The sequence below is a fragment of the Pedobacter sp. P26 genome (genome assembly GCF_050632135.1).
GTDB lineage: Bacteria > Bacteroidota > Bacteroidia > Sphingobacteriales > Sphingobacteriaceae > Pedobacter.
Genome location: NZ_CP192574.1, coordinates 4352685 through 4378151, shown reverse-complemented (window position 1 = coordinate 4378151; position 25467 = coordinate 4352685). Strand labels below are relative to the sequence as shown.

Annotated in this window: 16 protein-coding genes; 13 read left to right on the top strand and 3 right to left on the bottom strand. The window is 42.1% G+C overall.

All coding sequences use genetic code 11. The features are described 5' to 3' along the window. Positions 1–9 precede the first annotated feature (9 nt). The 4 genes from ACQ86H_RS20200 (at position 10) to ACQ86H_RS20185 (ending at position 6198) form a co-directional block, all read left to right on the top strand. Positions 10–360 (top strand): carboxypeptidase-like regulatory domain-containing protein, encoded by a 351-nt coding sequence (locus ACQ86H_RS20200; protein WP_431292305.1) that lies wholly within the window; start codon positions 10–12, stop codon positions 358–360. Positions 361–389: 29 nt separating this feature from the next. Continuing rightward, entirely contained in the window at positions 390–3089 is a 2700-nt protein-coding gene (locus ACQ86H_RS20195) for a SusC/RagA family TonB-linked outer membrane protein (protein ID WP_431292304.1), read from the top strand. A gap of 3 nt (positions 3090–3092) precedes the next feature. Then, entirely contained in the window at positions 3093–5180 is a 2088-nt protein-coding gene (locus tag ACQ86H_RS20190) for a RagB/SusD family nutrient uptake outer membrane protein (protein WP_431292303.1), read from the top strand. 112 nt (positions 5181–5292) lie between these two features. After that, positions 5293–6198 carry a DUF4973 domain-containing protein gene (locus ACQ86H_RS20185; protein ID WP_431292302.1) on the top strand — a complete coding sequence of 302 codons (906 nt, stop codon included), beginning with the start codon at positions 5293–5295 and terminating at the stop codon, positions 6196–6198. A 151-nt stretch (positions 6199–6349) separates the two neighbouring features. Here ACQ86H_RS20185 and ACQ86H_RS20180 read toward each other — a convergent pair whose 3' ends face one another. Beyond that, on the bottom strand, positions 6350–7957 hold the full coding sequence (locus ACQ86H_RS20180; RefSeq protein ID WP_431292301.1) for a glycoside hydrolase family 43 protein: 1608 nt from the start codon (positions 7955–7957) through the stop codon (positions 6350–6352). 625 nt (positions 7958–8582) lie between these two features. On the opposite strand from ACQ86H_RS20180, the gene ACQ86H_RS20175 reads away from it, so the two are divergent. Genes ACQ86H_RS20175 through ACQ86H_RS20165 form a run of 3 tightly spaced genes read left to right on the top strand, consistent with a single transcriptional unit; the run spans position 8583 to position 10683 of the window. Further along, positions 8583–9071, top strand: coding sequence for a 3-keto-disaccharide hydrolase (locus ACQ86H_RS20175; protein ID WP_431292300.1), 489 nt, complete (start codon positions 8583–8585; stop codon positions 9069–9071). After that, positions 8969–9319, top strand: a complete 351-nt coding sequence (locus tag ACQ86H_RS20170) for a 3-keto-disaccharide hydrolase (RefSeq protein WP_431292299.1) — start codon at positions 8969–8971, stop codon at positions 9317–9319. Before ACQ86H_RS20175 ends, ACQ86H_RS20170 begins: the two co-directional genes overlap by 103 nt. Before the next feature lie 8 nt (positions 9320–9327). Continuing rightward, the gene (locus ACQ86H_RS20165) at positions 9328–10683 is read left to right on the top strand and encodes a Gfo/Idh/MocA family protein (RefSeq protein ID WP_431292298.1); all 1356 of its coding nucleotides are present in this window, start codon (positions 9328–9330) and stop codon (positions 10681–10683) included. Between the two features lie 340 nt (positions 10684–11023). Here ACQ86H_RS20165 and ACQ86H_RS20160 read toward each other — a convergent pair whose 3' ends face one another. After that, on the bottom strand, positions 11024–11734 hold the full coding sequence (locus tag ACQ86H_RS20160) for a response regulator (RefSeq protein WP_431292297.1): 711 nt from the start codon (positions 11732–11734) through the stop codon (positions 11024–11026). 3 nt (positions 11735–11737) lie between these two features. Then, a complete protein-coding gene (locus tag ACQ86H_RS20155; protein ID WP_246862730.1) occupies positions 11738–14932 on the bottom strand; it encodes a ligand-binding sensor domain-containing protein in 3195 nt (1064 codons plus the stop codon). Positions 14933–15193: 261 nt separating this feature from the next. On the opposite strand from ACQ86H_RS20155, the gene ACQ86H_RS20150 reads away from it, so the two are divergent. The 6 genes from ACQ86H_RS20150 to ACQ86H_RS20125 all read left to right on the top strand — a co-directional run bounded on the left by ACQ86H_RS20150 (position 15194) and on the right by ACQ86H_RS20125 (position 25459). Continuing rightward, entirely contained in the window at positions 15194–16765 is a 1572-nt protein-coding gene (locus ACQ86H_RS20150; protein ID WP_431292296.1) for a family 43 glycosylhydrolase, read from the top strand. A 217-nt stretch (positions 16766–16982) separates the two neighbouring features. After that, positions 16983–20048 (top strand): SusC/RagA family TonB-linked outer membrane protein, encoded by a 3066-nt coding sequence (locus ACQ86H_RS20145; protein WP_431292295.1) that lies wholly within the window; start codon positions 16983–16985, stop codon positions 20046–20048. A 9-nt stretch (positions 20049–20057) separates the two neighbouring features. Beyond that, complete coding sequence (locus ACQ86H_RS20140) at positions 20058–21725, top strand: RagB/SusD family nutrient uptake outer membrane protein (protein ID WP_431292294.1); 1668 nt, start codon at positions 20058–20060, stop codon at positions 21723–21725. Between the two features lie 222 nt (positions 21726–21947). Further along, positions 21948–23054, top strand: coding sequence for a glycoside hydrolase family 88/105 protein (locus ACQ86H_RS20135; RefSeq protein ID WP_431292293.1), 1107 nt, complete (start codon positions 21948–21950; stop codon positions 23052–23054). Between the two features lie 709 nt (positions 23055–23763). Further along, positions 23764–24336, top strand: coding sequence for an RNA polymerase sigma factor (locus ACQ86H_RS20130; RefSeq protein WP_138822556.1), 573 nt, complete (start codon positions 23764–23766; stop codon positions 24334–24336). Positions 24337–24457: 121 nt separating this feature from the next. Then, on the top strand, positions 24458–25459 hold the full coding sequence (locus ACQ86H_RS20125; RefSeq protein ID WP_431292292.1) for a FecR family protein: 1002 nt from the start codon (positions 24458–24460) through the stop codon (positions 25457–25459). Positions 25460–25467 lie beyond the last annotated feature (8 nt).

Below are 25467 nucleotides of genomic sequence, written 5' to 3'. Positions count from 1 at the left end.
CAAAATATAATGATGAGATTTATTTTACTTACCTGCCTCATGGTGCTTGGAATTTCCTTTACTATCCGGGCACAGGAGGTGACTGTTAAAGGGACGGTAACTGACGAGAAAAATCTACCCATACCAGGGGTGAGTATATCGGTGAGCAATCTGCCAGGTTTGGGGGCCATCACAGATGGAGAAGGTAAATACAGTATAAAAATGCCCGCCTACCAAACCCTCGTATTTTCTTATGTGGGTTACGAAAAGAAAGAAGTTTTGGTAAAAGAACAGCGCGTAGTTAATGTTACCTTAAAAGAATCGGATGCCAGCGTACTTAATGAGGTGGTGGTCACCGCCACCGGAGCCGAAAAAAGATAGCCATTACTGGTGCAATTACGACGGTAAATGTGGATCAGCTTAAATCCAATCCATCCACCTCCATTGCCGATGCCCTTGCCGGGGTAGTACCGGGTATACAGGCCATGCAAACTTCGGGACGGCCCGGTAGTATTTCAGAATTCTGGGTGCGCAGTATTTCTACTTTTGGTGCCAGTAATGCGGCCTTGGTGCTGATTGATGGTTTCGAACGGGACATGAACGAAATCAATGTGGAAGATATAGAATCCTTTTCCTTACTAAAGGATGCTTCTGCAACCGCTATGTACGGCAGCAGAGGTGCCAACGGAGTAATCCTGATCAAAACCAAAAGGGGTAAAGAAGGAAAGGTAAATATTAACGCCAAGGTGGAAGGGTTTTACAACACACTTACCAAACTGCCGCAGTTTGTAGATGGTTATACCTATGCCTCCATGGCCAATGAGGCAAAAATTGTCCGCAATCAGGAGCCACTTTTCTCCCGTCCCGAGCTTGAAGTACTGCGTCTGGGGCTTGATCCGGATTTGTTCCCCAATGTAGATTGGATGGATGTAGTGCTACGCGATGCGGCAAAAAGCCAACGCAGTATGCTCAACCTGAGCGGAGGTGGAAAAACGGCCCGCTATTATTTATCAGGCAGTTACCAGAACCAACAGGGGATGTATAAGGTTGATGATGCCTTAAAAGATTATAATACCAATGCCAGTTTCAATAAATATACCTATCGTTTAAGCGTGGATATGGATATTACGAAATCTACCCTGTTAACCGTTGGGGTATCGGGCTCCTTGCGTAAACAAAATGATCCTGGGGTAGGCAGTGATGCCATCTGGACCGCCCTGATGGGCTACAATGCCATTACCTCGCCATTAAGGTACTCGGACGGAAAAATCCCTGCAAGTGATGATGGAGACAATAATCCGGATAATGATATGGACCGTTTTAATCCATGGGTGCAGGGCACTATGACGGGTTATAACGAAAGCTGGAGCAACAATATCCAAACCACCTTGAACCTGAATCAGGGCCTCGATTTCATTACCCCGGGACTCCGCTTTGTAGGACGTTTCGGATACGACACCTACAACAACAATTACATTAAACGTTACAAATTTCCAGAATTGTGGAGTGCTAACCGATACCGCAATACCGCAGGTGAACTGATATTTAAGCGCATTAAAGAAGAACAAAAAATGACGCAGTCATCCGGTTCGGATGGTAATAAAAATGAGTTTTTCGAATGGGAAACCCATTATAACCGCAGTATCGCTGCACATAATTTCGGTGCGGTGATCAAATACAGCCAGGCTTCCAAAGTTTTTACCCAGAATATTGGTACCGATCTTAAAAACGGAATTGCCCGACGCAACCAGGGATTGGCTGGACGTGTTAATTATAACTGGAACTCGCGCTACTATCTTGATTTTAATTTCGGCTACACCGGTTCAGAAAATTTCCATAAAGATTACCGCTTTGGGTTTTTTCCGGCCATTTCGGGCGCATGGAATGTGGGCGAAGAACCGCTTGTGAAGAAACTGGGATGGGTAGATATGTTTAAAGTCCGCTATTCGTATGGGAAAACCGGTAACGATAATTTAGGCAATATCAGGTTCCCTTACCTCTACAGTTTAGAACAGACGGCGGCAGGCGGTTATAATTTCGGGGATTTCGATTCTTCAAACCCCTGGACGGGGATCCGTTACTCTTCGGTAGCGTCGCCAAATGTAACCTGGGAAGTGGCCACCAAGCAGGATTTGGGGATCGATTACTCTTTATTCCACGATAAGATCAGCGGTTCGGTAGATTACTTCAAGGAAAGGCGGGACGGCATTTACATGAGCCGGAATTTTCTACCCGGATTTGTAGGCCTCGAGAACAATCCATCAGCCAATGTGGGTGAGGTAAAAGCACATGGCTTTGACGGTAGTTTTACCTTTAAGCAGCAAATCAATAAAGTCGATTTTACCCTGCGGGGCAATGCCACTTATAGCAAGAACGAAATTATTGAACGGGATGAAGAAAATACCATTTATAGCTATAAACTGCAGGAAGGGCACCGGGTAGACCAAGCCAGGGGGCTGATTGATTTGGGCCTGTTTAAAGATTATGATGATATCCGTAACAGTCCGAGGCAAAGTTTTGGCACAGTGATGCCGGGCGATATCAAATACAAAGATATTAACGGAGATGGGGTTATTGATGATAACGACATTGTGGCTATTGGGGCAACAACCCGACCCAATTTTACTTATGGCTTTGGGATGTCCGCAAGCTGGAAGGGCCTTGATATCAATGTGCATTTTCAGGGTGTAGGCAAATCGACATATTTTATAAACGGCTCTTCAGTTTACATGTTCAGTTTAGGACAGAACTGGGGGAATATCTTAACTGATATTGCTAACAGCAATCGCTGGACTTTGGGTGTTAATGAAGATCCCAATGCGGATTATCCACGTTTAACCTATGGCCCGAATGATAATAACTACAGGGCATCAACCTTTTGGCTCAGGGATGGTTCTTATCTGCGTTTAAAAACTTTGGATATCGGTTATTCTTTACCCAAAAGCCTGGTAAACAGGGCACATTTAAACAATGTCCGTTTCTTTTTAATCGGTACTAACCTGCTTACTTTCAGTAAGTTTAAGCTTTGGGATCCGGAGTTAGGAAGCTCAACAGGGAAAGTATACCCGCTTAGCAAAACATTATCAATAGGCGTATCAGTTAATTTATAAGCAATGAAGAATTTGAAAAAAACAGTGGTGGTTTTAGGTATTCTAGGCACAGTTATAATCATCAATGGGTGTAAGAAATTTCTCGATTCCGATTATCTTTTTGATGAAAGGTTAACCACAGAAGAGGTATTTACCAATCCCGATTATGCAAACAGGTGGCTGGCACAAGCCTACTCTTTTTTGGGCAGTAATTATATGCAGGAGGTAAGTAGCAAAAAATCGGTACCCTTTAATTTTGCGGATGATATGTATTATGGTGACGAAAGTGACGGATACAAAAGATGGAAAAACGGACAATACACCGAAAATGGTCTGAACGGTGAGAGCAAAGAAATCTGGAATACTGCTTACAAGGGTATCAGGCAGGCTTCTGTTTTCATCAATAACATTGATATCAATACCAGATTTACTGCAAAAGAAATTGCCGATTTAAAAGGGCAGGCCCGCTTTTTAAGGGCTTATTTTTATTGGATATTGTTGCGTACCTATGGTCCTGTGCCCATTGTACCCAACGAAGGTATAGATTATACCAAAGAATATGATGACATTGCCCAGCCGCGTAATTCCTATGAAGAATGTGCCGTTTACCTTGCTAATGAGCTTGCTGAGGCGGCCAAAGGCTTATCTATCCAACAAGGTATACAACAAGTTGCAAGACCAACCCGGGGTGCGGCTTTGGCGCTGAGGGCAAGGATATTGTTATATGCCGCAAGTCCGCTGGCTAATGGAAAAGCGCCCGCAGAAGTTGCTGCAGCCATGGTAACCAAAGATGGAAAGCCCTTGCTTTCCCGCACCTATGATGAATCGAAATGGGCGAGGGCAGCTGCTGCTGCAAAAGATGTAATAGATTTAGGGCAGTATCGCTTGTATGTGGCCTATAAAAAAGCAACGGGCGATGCCGCTTATCCGGCCACGGTAACACCACCTTTCGACAGTAATTTTTCTAACAGTGCCTGGCCTTCTGGCTGGAGCGATATTGATCCTTTCGAATCTTACCGTGCTTTGTTCAACGGTACGGTACCGGCTTACCAAAATCCGGAACTGATTTTTACCCATGGTCAAAACCAGGGTGGGGAAGGGATTAATGTGCTGGTATTGCATCAGCTGCCCCGGCTGGAAGGTAAAGGTTATAACTCGCACGGTATGACGCAGAAGCAGGTAGACGCCTATTACATGAACAACGGTAGCGATGCACCCGGCATGAACAGCATGTATGCGGGGAGGCAGGGTTACGAAGGCCGTTTCAATTCGGCACCGCGGGCAACAGGTTATGTAAAACAAGAAGAATTGGCCAGTTATCCGGAATTGGGACCCATGGGTTTAGGGGTAAATAAACAGTTCGCACGCCGCGAACCCCGTTTTTATGCTTCGGTTTCTTACAATGGCTCTACCTGGAATTTATTGAATGCTGAAACTGTAAAGGATGAAAAGAGTAATGTGCAGATATTTTATTACCGGGGCGACCCTAATGGCTATAAAAATACCTCTTACTGGCCTCGTACGGGTGTAGGTATCAAAAAATATGTCCACCCGGATGATATTAGCAATGTAGCCGTTACCGCTTACGATCAAACCAGGATGAAACAAAAAGTAGATCCTGCCATTCGCTATGCTGAAGTATTGCTCATTTACGCAGAGGCCTTAAACGAATTAAATGGTTCTTACAATATTCCTTCGTGGGACGGGAGCAGGACGCATGCCATATCACGCAATATTTCAGAGATGAAAAGGGGAATTCAGCCCATCCGCATCCGTGCCGGGCTGGCTGATTATGCGGGTGATGTATATGCTGATCCGAACAGGTTCCGCATTAAATTAAAAAGAGAACGGCAGATTGAGCTTTTTGCAGAAGGACAGCGTTATTTCGATCTGCGCCGTTGGACGGATGCGCCGTCAGAAGAATCGGCTCCGGTTTATGGATATAATGCCTATGCCACCAAAGCACAGGCCGATCTTTTCCATACCGTGGTAGAAACACCTTCTTTGCCTTCCATTTTTACCCTTAAAATGTGGTTCTGGCCCATACATTATGATGAATTAAAACGCAATAAATACCTCACCCAAAACCCTGGCTGGACAAATCCTGAATAAGATTAACATTTACAACAATGAAAAAAATATATATCTACTATTTTTAATAGTCACAACAGCAATATGCTTTGTATCCTGTAATGATGAATGGAAAAAAGAACAGTTTGTCCAGATGGCATCATTTAAATCAAACCCGACAGCGCAGGGCGTAACCTGGTGTTACATCCGTTATAATGCCCAGGGGAAATTACGGTTTAACCTGCCGGTTATCATCAGCGGTTCTACCCCCAATGTTAAAAACCGCACCATCCACATCGGTTTAGATCCTGATACCCTGGCAAAATTAAACCAGGAACAATATGGGCACAGGCAGGAACTGTATTTCAGGCAGCTGGATAAAAAATATTATACGATGCCCCCAAGTATAGAGGCTCCTGCCGGTGTGAGCATGGTTACCATACCGGTTGATTTTTCCCTCGGCGACCTCGACCAGGCAGATAAGTGGGTCTTGCCCTTGCAGATTTTAAGCGATCCGTCTTATGATTACCAGGCGAATCCAAACAAATATTTCCGCCGGACGATGCTGCGCATTACTCCTTTTAACGATTACTCTGGCGAATACGGCGGTACCCTTTACAAGATATTTTTAGAAGGGGATACCGAACCTTTGACTTTAAATACCCACAGAACTTTTGTGGTGGATGATAAAACCATTTTTCTTTATGCGGGGATAAGGGATATCGATTACCTGGACCGCAAGAACTATAAAGTATTTATAAAATTTACCGACGAGAAAATCGACCTTCAGAAGAAGAAACTGGAAATCTGGAGCGATAATGCAGGTAATAATAAATTTAAGGTGGGAACAACACAATCTTATTACACCAGGGATGAGGCTATGGATCCAAAACTTCCTTATTTAAAACATGTTTACACTACCCTTTACCTGTCATACGAGTTTGAAGATTATACCACCGTACCCGGACAAAGACTGAAATATAAAGTTGAAGGTACTTTATCCATGCAGCGCGATATGAACACGCTGATACCGGATGAAGATCAACAGATTCAGTGGTAAATGAATTACTCCCTCTGATGGTCGGTGTCTCATCGACCATCGTTAAAAGTTCGACATCAGGCTTTTTACTCCAATCGATACCTTAATAAGGTAACCTGATTGTCGTCTTCCCACCGACCATCATAAAAATAATATGATAACTATATAAAAATTAATTATTCATCAACTTAAAACTACTAAAATTTCCTGTTTCCGATGGATTTCCCTTTACCACAACGCCTGCCCTATATCCCATTCCCCAAGGCACGTATTTAGCTGCTAGAAAATCTGTACGATAAAAACTAAGCCATTCTGTTCCCTGTTTTTTATAGAAAAATTCGATCTGTTTGCCATCGTCGCTAATCAGCATTTTCAATTGCACTGGAGCGGTCAAACTTTCTGTTGATGTTTTATGAACCCTGTATGTGTCTTCAAAATTATCAAAAACAGTTAAACCATTTTTCGAAGCCGTAATCCCTATGCCGCCAAGCTCGCCAGGCCACTTACTTTTAAAAATCGCTCCTCCCAAACAAATGCCTGTTTTAGCTGGGCCAGGATTTACTTCTGCACTAATGCTAAAGTTTACGGATTTAATGTACTGACCTAAAAAGGTGCCAAGCGCATGGTTTTCGTCAGATGCGGCCAATTTTAAGCCTTTATCAAAAAACATCGGCGGTCTTTGCGATTTAGATGGCCACTGCCAGGCAAGATCCAGTTTTTGATCCTGCTCAAAATTATCGGTGAAATTAAGATCGGCTTTTGGCCGGTTGGGAAGGGTTGCATTATGCAATACAGGCCAGCCATCAGCGCCAACCATCAACTCCTCTATAATGCCTTCACGACCTACAAAAACATCGTATTTTTTGTTAAAAGCATGGTAAAGCATAAACATTCTGTCCTCCGCAGTTTTTACCACCGTGCCATGGCCCGGGCAGTTCCATTTATCATTGCTCACCATAATCGGATTGTTGCTATATTTTTCCCATACGCCACTATTCAGGTCTTTCGTCCTCGCAATTCCGGTTTTATAATTGCACTTGGCATCGCAGCAACCACCAACTGAATAGAGACTGTAGACATATTCTCCCAAAGTAAAGAAACAGGCCCCTTCTACAAGTCCCGTTTCCCATGGCTGACTATTGGTAAATACCTTGCTTTTTTGCCCGAGCAATTTCGTACGGCTGTCGTTAATTTCCTGTTTCCAGATCCAGCTTTCTTTGCCACAGCCATTGCCGTCGTTTTTCCAGAACGCATAAATTTTACCATTTTGCTGTAACTCAAATGCATCTATGGCACCACATTCATCTTCGATAATTACCGGGCCATTGTCGGTAAATTTACCATTTTCAATTTTATCAGCATCAATCCAGGCCGTACCGCACTGTAAACCAGGATTACCTTTTGTCGCCCGGTTATGGGCTGTATAATAAGCATAAATCCGGTTTTGCTTTTGATCGTAAACCAGTTCCGATGCCCAAAAGTTATTCTCGCCCCACTGGTTTTTCATATCCTTAAATCCATCCGGGAAAACATGATTGATCAGCTTCCAGTTTTTAAGGTCTGTTGATTTATAAATGGTGAAATAAGGAGCCCATTCGTTTGTGGTAGAAGTGGCATAATAAACCTTTCCAACCCTGATGATAGAAGGATCCGGATTATCGCCCGGTAGGGCTGGGTTTACCAATAAAGGGGCAATATCCTCTGTATTTGAATTTACAGACTGCGTTTTTTTAACCCACAGGAATAGAGGCACAAGCTGATCAGCAATGCAAATAAGCAAATTGCTATGGGTTGTTTTGGTGCTGTCAGAGGCTTTTGTGCGACTGACTTTTTTTGATTTTTTATAAGCTGAACGCCATTTAAAAATTGGTTAAAAAAAGTAGATAATCGAAAATTAATCATGTATTTCAAGGTGTAAATTGTCTTTTTGCCGTCTGGTTATTTGTCCGAAAATAAACAATTATATACAGAGAGGAAGGGCTGTTGATGCCGGATGGCCAGGCTTAAATGCATCGTTTATGACTGCTTACAACGGCTCAATCTGTTCCTTTTTAGCTTCTATTCTGTTGGTTTTGTCTGTTGTAATTTGTTGATTTTTAGTGTGTTGTTTTTACGTTTTTAGATCTTATTATATTTTTTGGTAACTGTTTTTCAGATAGGAGATTCTGCGTCTTTTCTGCTTTTTGAGCAGGTAAAATGAGACAAATCAACAATAAATTGAACATATTTTACAAGGTTCATTGGCTTACTTTGGCATATCAACCAATTATAAACTTGTTAAGCACATCAAATGCAAATGTTGGAGATATTTATGAAACCAGATTCCCTCTATCCGGCTTAAACACCTGGTACCACCTGAAAACTACATTTTTTAAACACATAACAATTACTATAAATTAAATTCAATGAAAAACTACAGGTTATTTTATATGCTATTATTGAGCATTTTTGCCGTAAACCTAACTTATGCTCAAAATACACTTAGCAAAATCGAGAAAAAAGACGGATTTAAGATGCTATGGAATGGTAAGGATGCCACTGGATGGCGCGCGATATTCAAAGAGCAGTTTCCTGCCAAAGGCTGGGAAATGAAAGATGGGGTGCTAACGGTACTGGCCTCAAACGGACAGGAGCAGGGCTCTGGTGGCGATATTGTAACCCGGGATGAATTTTCGGCCTTTATTTTAAAGTTCGATTTTAAACTTAGTCCAGGTGCCAACAGCGGCATAAAATACTTTGTAACCGAAGAAGAAAAACCAACCTATCGGGCATTGGTCTCGAGTTTCAGGTATTGGATGATGAAAAGCATCCGGATGCTAAACTGGGCAAAAACGGTAACCGCAAACTGGCCTCTTTGTACGATCTCATTCCATCCAACAAACCCGCTTCGGTAATTAAACCAATTGGCGAATGGAACAGTGGCGAAGTGCGTGTTTATCCCAACAATCACGTAGAGCACTGGTTGAACGGCGTAAAGGTAGTAGAATATGAGCGTGGATCGGATGATTTCAGAAAATTAGTAGCCGGAAGTAAATATAAAACATGGAAAAACTTCGGGGAGGCTAAAAAAGGACATATTCTGATACAGGATCATGGTAACAATGTTTCGTACCGGAACCTTAAAATAAAAACACTTAAATAACTGGCACGATGGAAGAATCGAGAAGAGACTTTATAAAAAAGGCGGCAATTGCTGCGGCTGGCACCTATGTAGGCAGTTTTGGAATGTCGGCAAAAAGTTATGCGAATATTATTGGTGCCAACGATCGGGTAAGGGTTGGCATAGTGGGCTTTTCAGACCGTTTTAAGGATACACTTTTCCCATGCTTTTTGAACCACAATAAAGAACTGAATTTTGATGTTGTTGCACTTTCCGACCTTTGGAATTACCGCCGTACTTTAGGTGCTGAACATATTAAAAACAAAATTGGCCATGGCATTACCTCCTGTAAAAACAATGATGAACTTTATGCCCTGAAAGATCTTGATGCGGTAATCATCAGTACGCCCGATTTTGCACATGCATCTCACGCCATCGAAGCGGTTAAAAATAAAAAGGATGTATATTGCGAAAAACCTTTCGCCGAAACCATGGAAGATGCCCGTGCTGCTTTAAAAGCGGTAAGGTCTTCTAAACAGATTCTGCAGATCGGCTCACAGCGCCGCAGTGGACAGAATTATAAAGCAGCTGCCGATTTCATTAAAGAGGGTAAATTTGGCGATATTACCATGGTGGAGTTAAGCTGGAATGTAAACCAGCCGGGCCGCTGGCGCCGTCCTGATCTGGTCACCAGACTGAAACAAGAAGATACCGATTGGAAACGTTTTTTGCTGAACCGCCCGTATGAAGCCTTTGATCCGAGGATTTATCTGGAGTACCGTCTTTTCTGGCCCTATTCTTCGGGTATGCCCGGGCAATGGATGAGCCACCAGATTGATACCGTGCATTGGTTTACCGGTTTATCACACCCCAGAAGCGTAACCGCAAATGGTGGTATTTATCAATGGAAAGATGGTCGCCGGAACTGGGATACCACCACTGCTGTTTTTGATTATGGGCCATTTGACGACCTTACGAAAGGTTTTCAGGTAGTCTTTACCTCCAGAATGCACAATGGAGATGAAAAGCCTGCGGAGATTTATTATTCGAACGGCGGGGAACTGAACCTGATTACCAACACCATATCACCACATGGCGGGTTAACTGAGAGGGCAGCAGCGGCCATGAAAATGAAACCGAATCTTTTGCCCGAAATTAAACTTGCAGCGCCGTCGGCCGCGGCGGCATCGGCCAATACGGGAGCCGATGTATTAAGCTCTAACCATATGCGCAACTGGCTGGAATGTATCCGCAGTAGAAAAGAGCCTAATGCCCCTGTAGAAGCGGGTTATCAGCATTCTATTGCAAACATTATGACCAATGCTGCAGTGCGAACCGGTGGAAAAGCAACCTTTGATGCCACCCGCCAGGAAGTAATGGTAGAAGGAAAAGTATTTAAATATTAACAGCCTCAAACAACAAAGTGCCTGGTCTGTGGGAACACAGACCAGGTTTTATTTTTCACACATAAGGTACTAAGGGGCATATAGCTTATATGTTCTTTTATTTCTTAAATTGGGTGAGATGGTGTACAAAAGTTTGTGTCCTCAAAACTTTTGCTTAAGAAAGTATTTTTGGTTTATGACCACCTGAGTCAAGTAAACTCACCTGAGTGCCAAGGTCTGTGCCCTCAAAGATCTTTCGCATAAAGCTTTATGTTTTGTGGTCACTCCGCTACCTGATTTAAGCCGCCGGTTTCCTTACTCAGCGAATTCATGTATTCCTGCGGCGACACTTTAAAATACCTCAAGAAATTTTTATTAAAAAGGCTCTGTGAGCTGTAACCCACCATTTTTGCAATCTCAAAAAAGTAAACTCATTTTGGGCAATCAGCCTGGTTGCTTTTTTAAGTCGTGTCACGTCAATAAGTTCTTTCGGCGATAGGGCAGAAATGGCTTTTATCTTGCGGTAAAGGGTAGGTCGGCTCATGTGCATGTGCTCGGCCAGCTGGTCGATATCCAGGTAAGGGTCCTGAATGTTTTTACGGACATATTCATCCAGCCTTTTTAAAAAAGCTTCTTCAATTTTAGAATTGGCCACCACGCGTACATCCTCGAATGGCGAACTTGCAAAATGGGCCTTTATTTTTAAGCGGTTCTGAAGCAGGTTAGTCACCTGAACACGTAATAACTGTGGGGAAAATGGTTTTTTAATGTACAGATCTGCACCCACTTCCAGGCCTTCAATGTGTGCCTTGTAAGTGTTTTTGGATGTTAATAAGATAATGGGGATGTGGCAATATTCTACGTTCGATTTGATGAGCCTGCAAAGCTCAAAACCATCAATGCCGGGCATCATAATATCCGAAATAATCAGGTCTACGATTTCATTGTCTAAAATTTCCTGGGCAACTTCACCATTAATTGCCAAATGCAATTTATAGGTGTTTCCGAATACCTGCGTTAAAAACTCCAGGATATCTTCATTGTCGTCAATAACTAAAATGCTCTCCATCATATTTTATTTTATCTTTTTCCAACTACTCAGTTTGAATTCAAATTTTTGGTGTATTGGTAAAATCAACTCAAAAATTACTTTATCCACACTTCCCTCCAGTAAGCTCAATGAGCCATTATGCAGTTCAGCTAACGATTTTGCCAGCGAAAGCCCGATGCCTGTACCTGGTTTATCTTTGCCATATAGCCTGAAAAATGGTTCGAAAATTTGCGAACGGTACTGCTGGGGGATTCCTTTTCCATCATTGGTGAAAGTAATGATAAACCGGCCTTCCGTTTCTTCAGCACTGCCGAGGCGCACAGTTACCTTGCTTGTTCCGTATTTTATGGCATTGGAAATTAAATTGTTGAAGATCTTGATCAATGCTTCCCGATCGGCAAATGCAATGATATGCGTCCCGGGCAGCTCAAGATCAAGTAAGATGTTACTTTTTAGGGCTTCCTGTTCAAAGGCATTCACCTGTTCTTTTAAAAGGTTGTTGATATTGGTATTTACAAAATTTAAGCCGAACTGGTGCATTTCGGTCTTGCGGAAATCGAGCAGCTGATTGGTCAGTTTGGCCAGGCGGTTCGCATTTTTTTCGACCATTAGTAGACTGCTTTTAAGCGGCTGTTCTTCTGCGTCTTCCAGCATCATTTCAACAGGTCCTAAAATGAGCGTCAGCGGAGTCTGTATCTCGTGGGCGATATTGGTAAAAAATTCAATTTTAGCCTGGTAAATTTCTTTTTCCTTTTCGTGTTCGAACAACTGAAGCTTATTGAGATTTTTGCGCTCATTATAACGGTGATAATAGCGGATAGCGAGAAATAATACTATCGTAATCATCAAGAGGTAACAGACGTAAGCTGTAATACTTTTCCAAAAAGGTGGAAGGATTTTAATAAATAGCCTTCGCTCTTTACCACTCCAGCTTTCTACATTGCTTTTTGCCCTCACCAGAAAAGTGTAATTACCGGGCGATAAGTCCGTAAAATAGGCTTTTCTATTATTGTTAAGATAGGTGGTAGCCTGATCTACACCTTTCATCACATATTCGTACCTGGTTACTTCAGGAGAAGAATAATTGAGCGCCGCAAATTCGATACTGAAATTATTCTGATTATGAGCAAGTACAATGGTATCGGTATAGGAAATGGATTTGATCAGCGAACTGTTTTCTGTATTGGGAAGAACTTCCTTATTGTTGATCTGGAAACCGGTGATAAAGGTGGGCGGTGCTTTATCTTTCCGCTCAAAATCTTTTGGATCAAAAGAAATCATTCCCCTTACCGATCCAAAATACATTCTGCCGTTTGGTGCTTTATAGGCCGAACTGAAGTTAAACTGATCGGTAATCAATCCATTTGATTTGGTATAGATTTTAAACTTTTCGGTCTGCATGTCAAAACAAATCAAACCTTTAAGCGAGCTTATCCATAAATGTTTTGAATTGTCCTCCAGCGCACGGAAGAGGATATTGGTGGGCAATCCGTTTTCGGTCGTAAATTTTTTTAGTACTTTCCTGTCCGGACTTAACCTGATCAGGCCACCGCCTTCAGTGGTAAACCACATCGCATTGTCACTGTCTTCCATAATACCACATACCGGAAACTCATGGACACTCTTGTTGTTGAGTTTGTCGCCAAAGGTGATGTTGCCATGTCTTCCGGTTTTTGGGTGGTAATAAAATGCCCCGCGTGAAACGCTGCCTGTCCAGATATTACCGAACCTATCTTCCCAGATATCATAAACATACGAGTTGACGGGAATTTCTTTAATCCGTTTAAACGTTCTTTTCTTTTGATTAAAAACAAACAGACCCGATCCCATATTATAGCCCGATCCCACATAAATGGTACTGTCTTTGGCAAGGTGGATAGAAAGCACAAAGTCGCTGGTCTCTTCATATTCTTCGCCAATGGTTTTAAAACGGTCTACCACTTTACCTTTGTTGATATCCATAATTTCCAGACCATGCAGAAATGGCCCTACCAGTAGTTGATTGTCCAATGCAAGCAACCCATGAATATTGGGGTAGGATACATTCCCGGCTTTGCCATTGGCTGTATAATTGGTGAAAAGCCCGGTTTTAGGGTTGAATTTATTTACACCAGCATCTTCGGTACCGATCCATAAATTGCCTTTATTATCAGGACAGATTTCTCTTACCGCATTTCCAGAAATGGAGTTGGTGCCTATTAGCGGATAATATTTTTCGAACCGGGCATTATTTTTAGAGAAATAACTCAGTCCGCCAAAATAAGTGCCGGCCCACATGCCGCCTTCATTATCCTTACAAACCGTATAAACGGCATTATCTGGAATCGAATAAGGATCGCCAGGCCGTTTACGCAAGTTGATTTTGGCATTGGTGGCCAAATTGTAAATATAAATACCAGATTCTGTGGCAATCCAATACTCATGGTTTTCGCCCGCAGTAATGTCTCGTACATAAATATCCGTATTGTCGCTGTTTTTAAGGATCAGTGGTTTGATCAGACCAGTTTTGGTATTGTAACTTTTCAAACCCCGTTTAAAGCATCCCACCAGTATATTATCGTTTCCCGTTGGAAATATTTTACTGATCGACCGTAGGTTTGCAGGGACATTTTTACCGATTATTTTTACACTTGTTTTAGATCCCTCCTCTGGGTTGTAGGTAACGAGCTCTCCATCATCATTCCCTATTAAAATATTCCTGTGCTCATCAATGGCAATACAAGCCGCACTAATTTTTAGGTCTATTACCTTATTGTCTCGTTGTACGTATTTAAAAAGCGCCCTGTTCGCTAAAAAGAACAGGTTGTTTTCATGATCTACCAGAATAGAATTGATGTATTTTTTGAGGTTGGGGCCTAGGGGCGTAAATACCTCTTTAACGGGGTCATATTTAAAAATACCGCGACCTGTACCCACCCACAACATGCCCTTTTTATCTTCGGCAAGGCTAACAATAATGTTATTACCGATGTTGCCGAACCTGCTTTTTTCGTCTTTAAAGGTTTTAAAAGTATAACCATCGAAACGGTTTAAACCGCCCCGGGTGCCCACCCAGATCATGCCTTTTTTATCCTGTATAACCGTATTTACCGAATTATGTGCCAAACCATCATCGGCTTGGTACTGCTTAAAATAATGGGATTGCCCTTCGCAGGTATAAACTGCAAAAAAATGGCTCAGTAACAGAAAAAATAATACAAAACGCATATTCAAGTTCATATCAAATATATATAAATCGCATTGTTGTGTAATCTATGTTTTGGTACCTTTTAGTCGGGTTATAAAATGATGGTTTTTTAATTGCTGATTATCAATGTTTTGTGTGATTTTGAAGTAGTGGTTTGAGACATATCGACAAAAAGATGAACAAATTTTACAAACATCATTCCTTTACTTTGATCTGAAGTTAACCAAATTAATAACCCTGCTGCAAATTCTTCTATCGGCCTTACCACGCCTTTGCAGTTTTAGTATTTTTATATGAGAAACAAATTATTGATTTATCTGGCAACTGCTTTGGTAGTTTTAACAGGTTCCTGTCAAAAGGCACCATCAACCGAAAGTATCGAGGTAGATAAGATTGGAAAACTGGCCGCTTTAAATGTAATTGCTGCAGCGCCTCCCTTAGGCACCTTGATAGATGGTGCAATATACCGGATCCGGGGGATTTCGTCTTTACCCAATGGTCCGGTGGTGGAAGTTACAGGTAACTCCACTGCAGAAAATGCAACTATACAGCAATGGTCGTGGTTCCCTAACAATGGCCAAAAATGGAAGCTAATAAAAACCGATGCCACATACTATAAACTGATCAATATTACCAGCAATAAATGCCTTAAATCGCCATCAGCTACATCGGGTGATATTTTGCAACAGGGTACCGATGATGGCAGCGACGCGCAACAATGGGCTATCGATTATACGGGCAGCAACAATGTATACACCCTTACCAACAAGGCTACCGGGATGAAAATGTCCGTTGACCCTGAAAGCAGTAGCCCTGGCGCTAAAATCAGGCAGAAAACTACGCTAACAGGTACGCAGGGGATGTTTAATTTTTATGATACCAATTTCCAGAATCCCCTTATTAATGCCAGCAGGGCCGATCCCTATGTTGCGCAAAAAGATGGCTATTATTATTTTATGTATACCCGCGGGAGTAATATCGGGCTGAGAAAAACGAAATCGATGTCTCTGCTTTCTACAGCAATAGAAACAGTGGTATGGACACCGCCTGCAGGTGCTGCTTATTCTTCTAATATCTGGGCGCCCGAATTACATTTCCTTTCTGGTAAATGGTACCTTTACTTTGCCGCAAATGATGGGGGCGATGTAACCCACCGCATGTTTGTGCTTGAAAACCCGAATGCAGATCCTACCACCGGTACATGGACGTTTAAAGGGAAAATCAGCGATCCCAGCGATCAATGGGCCATTGATGGGTCGGTATTGACCATAGGCACCACAAACTATTTTATCTGGTCTGGATGGGAGAACGTGGCTACCAAATACAAACAGTACATCTACATCGCTCAAATGTCTAACCCATGGACAATAAGCAGCGACAGGGTAAAAATATCATCACCCACCAACAGTTGGGAAAAATATGAACCAAGCGGCTCTCTGGGGGCGGGTGTTAACGAAGGACCGATTATGCTCAGAAAAGATGCCAGCAGTCCGGTCTTTATTATTTATTCTGCCAGTCGCTATAGCAGCGATAATTATTGTTTGGCTCAGATACAGTTAAAAGACGGTGGTGACCCCATGGTGCCCGGCGACTGGATCAATAAAAAGCAGGTGTTTGTTAAAAGTGATGCCAATGGGGTGTATGGCCCCGGCCACAATGGGTTTTTTACCAGTAGTTATACCGATGCGAATGGAGTATTCCATAGCGAAAACTGGTTTATTTACCATGCCCGTAGCGTAGCCAATACCGCCAATGGATCGAGAACGCCGAGGATGCAAAAGCTGAGCTGGAATGCGGATGGCTCGCCTAATTTTGGAATTGCCGTTGCAACAGGGCTTAATATTCCCGTGCCTGTAGGCGAATGATGGGATTGCAGCCGTTTACAATTGCTTAACGTGTTAAGCCATTCATTTCAATTTGAGATAAAACGACAAAGGAATGAACAGTATTTGTAAACCGCATTTTTTTACTTTGATACCAGGAAACCAAATATAAAATCCTGCATTACCGCTTTGCAAATTCTGCTTAGCCAATCATGCCGATTTACGATAAGGTTTCGCGCATCCAATAATTTAACCAAATATGAAATATAGAATTCTACTCAAAAGAATTATAACCTTAACTTTTTTGCAGGTCGTGATATTGGTCATTTCCATAACAGCGCGCGCCGGCAATAATGGTAATGCAACTATGGTGATGAATAAAAAACCTCGATTTACAAGCATTAACCAGGCTGACATTAGCATAACCGGTAAAGTAACGGATGAAAAAACAAAATCTCCTATACCCGGGGTTTCGGTTAAGGTTAAAAATGGTACCACCACTGCTGTAACCGACGAAAATGGTGTGTACAAAATTAGTGTACCTAATGAGCAAACGGTTCTTTTGTTTTCTTATATCGGTTACGATGTACAGGAAGTAGCGGTAGGCAATCTAAAAAACGTTAATGTAATTTTAAAATCTTCCCAGGCCAATCTCGATGAGGTGGTGGTGGTAGGCTACGGAACACAGAAAAAAGCCGATGTAACAGGTTCTGTGGTGAGGGCAAATCTCGATGATTTTAGAAATTCACCCACCACCAACGTGGCCAATCTTTTACAGGGAACGGTTCCGGGTTTAAATGTGGGGCAAGTTAACCGCGCCGGCGCAACGCCAGGAATTAGTATCAGGGGGCAAAATACGCTGGGTGGGAACCAAAACGTACTGATTATTTTGGATGGAGTGCAATACAATGGCTCGTTAACTTCAATTAATCCGGATGATATTGCCTCGATAGATGTGCTGAAAGATGCAAGTGCTACGGCCGTGTATGGGGCGCAGGCGGCAAATGGTGTTATTCTCATTACCAGTAGAAAAGGTGCCATTGGTAGAACCAGAATCTCTTTTTCTTCTCAGTATGCTACTCAAAAACCAAATATCGATTTAAAACCAATGGCCAGAGATGAATATTTGGATCATATTAAATATTTATACTATGATCAGGCTTTTTTAGCGACTGATTTTACACAACCAAATCCGGCATTCGATCTGGTGAGCAAAGTTGATGCATCGATGAAAGATGCGCAGGGAAAACTGCTGCCAAATGATTTTAGCTGGTATGATGAAGCGACTAAAACCGGAGCAATTACAGATAACCAGCTTAGCGTTTCGGGCGGAACCGATAAGATCAATTACCTGTTATCCGGCAGCTTAACCAGAAACTCAGGATTTATCAAAAATGATGTTTTTAAAAGAAAAACCATCAGGGCAAACATCGAAACGAAAGCTACAGATTGGCTTACCATTGGCCTGCAATCGTTCGGGACTTTTGTGAATGAGGACGGGGTAGAGCCAAATTTCGTTGATATCAATTTAATGTCTCCGTTAATCCTTCCCTGGGATAATAATGGAAACCTGAAAATCAATCCATTTAATACGAATGTAACCAATCCGCTGTTAAACTATCAGGCTGATGATTACGACCGTCACAACTATTTCTTTGCCAATGTTTACGGTAATTTACAGCTGCCTGTTAAAGGCTTGAGCTATAAAATAAGTTTCGGTAACAATTACCGTCTCGATTTTAAAAACATTTCTAATATGTATGATGCTAACCTTACCGGGCAGGCTTCAAAAGAAAATACCACTTATTACGATTATACGTTTGATAACCTTTTAACCTATAATAAAGTTATAGGCAAGCACAGCTTTACCGGAACTTTACTTTATGGCGCCATAGAGCGAGATAATAGCTATACCCGGGCTTACTCAACAGGTTTCTCGAGATTAACGCTTGGTTATAACAACCTGCAACAGGGCACTAACCGCTTTGCGATATCCAATGCATGGAAAGAGACTCTGAATTACCAGATGTTCCGCTTAAATTATAATTTCGACAGTAAGTACCTGTTCACCGGTACCATTAGGAGAGATGGGTTTTCTGGTTTTGCAGAAAACAATAAATATGGTATTTTTCCTTCGGTATCAGCTGGTTGGGATATTTCTAAAGAATCATTTTTTAAGGTTAACTGGGTTGATAACCTAAAACTGAGGGTAGGATATGGTGTGGCCGGGAACCAAACTTCCCGTTACTCATCACTGGCCGCTGTTGGTTTAGGGGCTTCGTATGTTTTTGGCGATGGCGGTTCAACCCAACTGGGGCAGCAGGTTAATTCATTGCCTAATCCTGACTTAAGATGGGAACGTACCACCGGTGCTAACCTCGGTCTCGAATTTAGTATACTGAAAAACAGGCTATCAGGCGTAGTGGAGTATTACAATACGAAAACTACCGACCTGCTTTATTCTGTCAATATTCCGGTAATAACAGGTTTTAATAATATCCTAACCAATATCGGACAGCTGAATAACAAGGGGATCGAACTTTCTTTAAATTCAAAAAACATCAATAGTGGTGGCTTTCAATGGAATTCTACATTCAGTTTTTCCCATAATAACAATAAAATAGTTAAGCTTTTGGGAGATCTTAATGGCGATGGTGTAGAAGACGACCTCCCACAAAGCGGACTTTTTATCGGGCAGCCGACTGCGGTAATTTATGACTATCAGGTGAACGGGATTTACCAGATCGGTGAAAAGATACCCACAGGCTATTCGCCGGGCACATACCGCATTGTCGATCAGAATGGCGATGGAGTAATCAATGCCAGTGACAGGGCCATTTTGGGATCATCTGCACCTGCATACCGGTTGAGCCTGTTAAACAACTTTCAGTATAAGAACTTTACTTTGAGCATCTTCTTAAATGCTGTCCAGGGAGGAGATAAATCTTATCTCGCCGGAAATACGCCAAGGCTCATCAGAGATGATAACTCTGTCAGGAATAATTACCTGAGTGGGATAGATTTTTGGTCCCCGGATAATCCAAATGGTAAATATCCGCGGTCATTTGTATCAGCTACGTTAAATCCGCCACTTTTCCAGAACCGCAGTTTCGTGCGTTTGCAGGATGTATCGCTCTCTTATAAATTCAGCGGAAAACTGATCGAAAAGATGAACCTTCAGAACCTGAATGTGTTTGTAAGCGGACGTAACCTGGCCACCTGGACCAATTGGGAAGGCTGGGACCCGGAGACCAATCAGGGCCTCACTAATGATGGAAGACCTGTATTTAAAGGATATGCTGTGGGCTTAAATGTTACATTTTAAATTAAACCGATGAAAAAAATTACCTTCATTATAGTGGCTATTGCCATTTCGTTTATCTCCTGTAAAAAGGATTTTCTGAACGAAAAACCACTTGATTTCTTAATCACAGATAATGCTTATACCACCGCAAAGGATTACGAAGCGGCCTTGAATAACCAATATAACCGGGTAAGAAGCGAATTTTATAACAGTGGAGAACAACGTCCTTTCGATTATGTGTTTGGCTGCGATCTGGTTTTTGATGGTCAGCCAGCCACTACAAGGCATACCAATATGGTTGCTGCATATTCTCCCTTAAGTACAGAAATTCCGTTAATTCACTGGACTTCATTATACAAAATAGTAGCAGAATCGAACACCATTATCGATCGTATTCCGGGCTCGTCACTAACTCCTCCCGAAAAGATATTAATGGAAGCCAGGGCGAAATTTTTCAGAGGCCTGGCCTACCGTACACTGGCCTATTTATATGGTGGTGTACCCCTGAATATCACAGAGGCTGTTAATCCTAAAACAGATTATACAAGGGCGACCAAAATAGCTGTGCTTCAGCAGGCCATCAGCGACCTGAAATTTGCAGCAACGAATCTTCCGGCCATTAACATGGTTCAGGATGGAGAAGTAAATAACCTGGCTGCCTACCATCTTTTATCGGAAGTTTACCTGGCGGCGGGGCAGTTTCAAAATGCGGCAGATGCTGCCTCTACTGTAATCAGTAACCCCAATGTTGGCCTGATGACCACCAGGTTTGGGGTGAAATCAACAGATGTTACCAAAAATGTATATTGGGATCTTTTTCAAAGAGGTAACCAGAACAGAAAAAACGGTACCAACAGGGAAGCTCTGTGGGTAATCCAGTTCGAAACAGATGTACCGGGCGGTGGCGCCGTTTCTACAGGTATTGGTGGTTCTTATCAGATGGAAAGGCATTTTGCACCACAATTTCTCACTTTCAGGCTTGCTGGCAGCAGTGTTCAACCGTTTTTATACCCTATAAGCGATTATACCGGTGGCAGGGGAATCGGTTGGGCAATACCCACCAAATATTTTTCGGACGTCATCTGGCAGAGTGATTTTAATAACGACCTTAGAAATGCACCCTTTAATTTTGTACGCGAATTTAAAGTAACCAATCCTGCACATCCACGCTTCGGTCAAACCATATCTACCATCAATCCACCGGCGGGTATAACCGTGCCAAGAAGAGATTTCTATGCTTTTCAATCAAAAGTAACTACTCCAGGCGACCATCCTGATGGCATGTTCCAGGATAAATCGCAGCTGCTGCTTAAAGCAAGTGCAGGCGGAACTTATGCTGATCAGTATATGTTTCGGTTGGCAGAAACTTATTTGCTAAGGGCCGAAGCCTATTTGGGTTTAATGCAGCCCGATAAAGCTGCAGCCGATATTAATGTGGTACGCAGCAGGTCTAATGCATCTCCAGTGCTGCCGGCCAATGTAAACATTGATTACATTTTAGACGAGCGGATGCGAGAGTTGGGGTCGGAAGAAAAAAGACGGATTACCCTGATGAGGCTCGGCCTGGTTTACGATCGTGTAAAAAAATGTAATCCCTATTACAACGATGTGTTAACTACTTACAACCTGTGGCCCATTCCTGCTTCCGAAATTGAGCGTAACAATGGTGCAAGATTGGAACAGAATCCTGGCTATTAATCATTGCAAGCTCATTTCAGAAAAATGCCATTAAGGAGAATAATACGGGAATATGATCGGTAAAGTGCTAGAAAAAGTAGAAGTTCTGATTGATCTTGCGGGCTACGGAATTCTCGGTAGCCAATAGTCTGCAGCATCAGGCCACACTAAATGTGGTATCTGATTATTTTTTAAAGAAAAAATTGTTCCTGTGAAAGAACTTTAACCAAATTATAAATCAATATGTGTAGAAAATTAATTGCCTTATTTTTATTCTTAATTCCCTGTCAGTTTCTGTTTGCCCAGAAAAATATGCTTAAAGATTTTCCGGAAGGATTTGGTCCAAAGGAAGTTGGAAAACGTTTAGCTTATCGCATTCTCGATAGAAAACACATGCTCCATGCCGGCAAATGGATCAGCTATCCTGAAACCTTTAATTGGACAGGAGCGCTTCGGTATGCTAAATTAACAAAAGATAAAAAGCTCTTATCGCTTTTGGAAGAAAGGTTTGAGAAACTCACTTCGCAGGAAAAACAGCTCTTGCCGATCATGAACCATGTTGATTTGAATATGTTTGGCAGCCTGCCCCTTGAACTTTATCAGATTACTAAAAACAAGCATTATTTTGACCTGGGTATTCCCTATGCAGATACCCAATGGGACGTTCCGCAAAATGCTGATAAAAAGCAAAAAGAATGGGCCAATAAAGGATTTTCGTGGCAAACCCGTTTATGGATTGATGATATGTATATGATCACCATTGTGCAGGCGCAGGCCTATAAAGCAACCGGAAACCCGAAATATATAGAACGTGCTGCAAGTGAAATGGTGCTTTACCTTGATGAACTGCAAAGGCCGAACGGCCTGTTCTACCATGCGCCAGATGTACCGTTTTACTGGGGGCGTGGTAATGGCTGGATGGCTGCGGGCATGACGGAACTGTTGCGCCTGCTGCCCAAAGATAACAAGGATCGACCGCGTATCCTTAAGGGTTATGAAACGATGATGAAAAGTTTGAAGGATTTTCAGCGGCCCAGCGGCATGTGGAACCAGTTAATCGATGAGCCTGATTGTTGGGCCGAGACATCCGGATCAGCCATGTTTACGTACGCGCTGATCAGCGGGGTGAAACAGGGATGGCTGGATCAGCATGAATATGCACCGGTTGCCCGTAAAGCCTGGTTGGCATTGGTACCTTATATTAACGAAAAAGGCGATGTCGCAGAAGTGTGTGTCGGGACAAACAAGAAAAATGATAAACAGTATTATTATGACCGTCCAAGGAGTGTAGGCGATTCGCATGGGCAATCTCCATATTTATGGTGCACTTTCGCCCTTCTGGAAAAATAACGTTTTTGTGTGCCGTATTTGGTATTGCACCGGCTACTCTCATACAGCCGGTAGGCGCACACTACTGATAACCCTGGGGAATTGTTGTCCCCAGGTTATCTACATCGTTTCTCCCCTCAGGAGTTAATCTGCTGTTTTATTGAGTTTTCTGCCAGCAAATGGGAGTAAAATAAGAACTTAGGTTTTGTCTATTCCGGATAGCAGCATATTTTTGGTAAAAGGAAAAGGTTAATTGTCTTCTCCTGCATTGGGCTCATCTTCCGGCATGAACGCTTCGATCTTAACAGGTTGTTTATCACGCTTTAACCTATCACTGTGTTGCAGGCATTTTAAATAATTGCAGGAAGGCAGCTGCTATTGGCTTGGCAATGCAAGAAAACTAACTTTTTCTCACAAAATAGGGACACAGGCAGTTTAAAAATTTTTATTTCCACCCGGAGAATTAAAGGAAGAGTTTGAAAATAAATATGTTCTAAAACCTGATTGCAAATTATTGAGGTAGAAAAAATACCTGGCGCTTGCAGAAATTATAAAGAATTTCGTTTTAGTGTCTTATTAAATAGTTTTAGCTTTGAGGATCTGATCACGTGCCTTAGATCTTAGTATGACCTTAATTAAAATGCCACGGATTTAAAGTGGAATTTCCAAATTTGGAAATCAGCATTCAAAATATTATGTTTATTAATGAAATCTACTATTTTTGTAGACTATGAATGTTGTCAAAGATTCAGAGGCGGAACTGGTGCTAAAGTTGAAAAATGGCAGCCAAACTGCTTTTTCTCTTCTTTATGAACTGCATGTAAAAAGGATTTACACATTTGCACTGAAGATTTTAAAATCCCCTGCGCTCGCAGAAGACATCGTTCAGGAAGTATTTGTGAAATTATGGGAAACCGCTCCTAAATTGGAACCCAACTTACCCCTTCAGTCTTATCTGTTTACCATAGCCAGAAATTTATCTTTGAATGTGATTCGAAAAGCTGCTAAAGAAACAATAATTACTGAAGAGATAGCTAGATATGCTCTGGATCAGGGTGATGACGGACTCGCTTTCGCCCAGTATAGGCAGACAAAGGAATTTGTTTCCCGTGCTGTTCAGCTGTTGCCCCCGCAGCGCAGAAAAATCTACGAGCTTTGCCATGGATCTGGCTATAGCTATAAGCAGGCAGCTGAAGAACTTGGTTTAAAAGATGCAACCATCAACAGCCAAATGGTTAAAGCCATCCGCTCGATCAAAAGATACCTCGTCAGGCACGGGGCGCTTTTGTCGTTATTTTTTTAGTCCAGTTTAAATTTCAATGTGTTTTCCCCTACTAACAGATACGGGAAAAATAAAAAATATTTTCTTCCCGGGTAAATGTTCCATACGCTTTATGTGTTATGATATAAAACGCAGCACTATTTTGGAACAATCGATAAAGCAACTTTTTTTAAAGTACATACGGAACCTGACATCACAGCAGGAAAATGATCAGGTGCTCTTGATGATGAAGAATGATAACTATCAGGAAGAGTGGGCAGAGGCTTTGACGGAATTTCAGTATGAATTTGAAGCCGGAAAGGAAGAAACTGAGCTGGCTGATCAGCAGGCACTTTTTCAAAAAATAAAAAAACATGCAACTTTAAAAACGGTAAAAAAGCCATTGCATTGGATTGGCTATGCTGCATCTGTGCTATTGATATCGGCAATCGCATATTTTTTACTTAAACCGGTAAATAAGCCTATTATCGTTGCAAAAAACAAGACAGATAAACCTGCTGAAAAGACAGGGGGGCATAAATGGATTAAGTTACCAGATGGAACCTCTGTGCAATTGAACAACGATAGCCGTTTGGTGTATGACCAGGATTTTAAAGGAAAGCAAAAAAGAGAGGTAACCTTATATGGGGAAGCTTTTTTCGATGTGGCTCACGATGCAGCACATCCTTTTATCATTCATACGGGCAAAATCACGACAACTGTTCTGGGGACCGCGTTTAATATTTCTGCCTATGATCATCAGAAAGCGGTAACTGTAACGGTTACCAGGGGTAGGGTTTTGGTTCAGCGTGCAGATAAAACTTTGGCCGTATTAACTTCAAACCAGCAATTGAGCTGGAAAATCGGCCAGGAATATCAAAGCAAGCAGACTGTAAATACCGAAACTGCTACCGCCTGGAAGTCGCAGGATCTGATTATGGATGATATTACACTTTTGCAGGCTTCGGAGCTGATTGCAAAGCGTTACGGCATAGAAGTTTTATTTAAAAGCGATAAAGTAAAGAAGTGCCGCTTTACCGCTGCTTTTTTAAACAGGAATGATATCAGTCAGGTTACAGAAGTGCTTAGCGCGATTACCGGAGCTTCTTTTGAACGCAAAGGGAACCAACTTCTGATTGACGGTGAAGGGTGTGAAAATTTATAAACCAACAA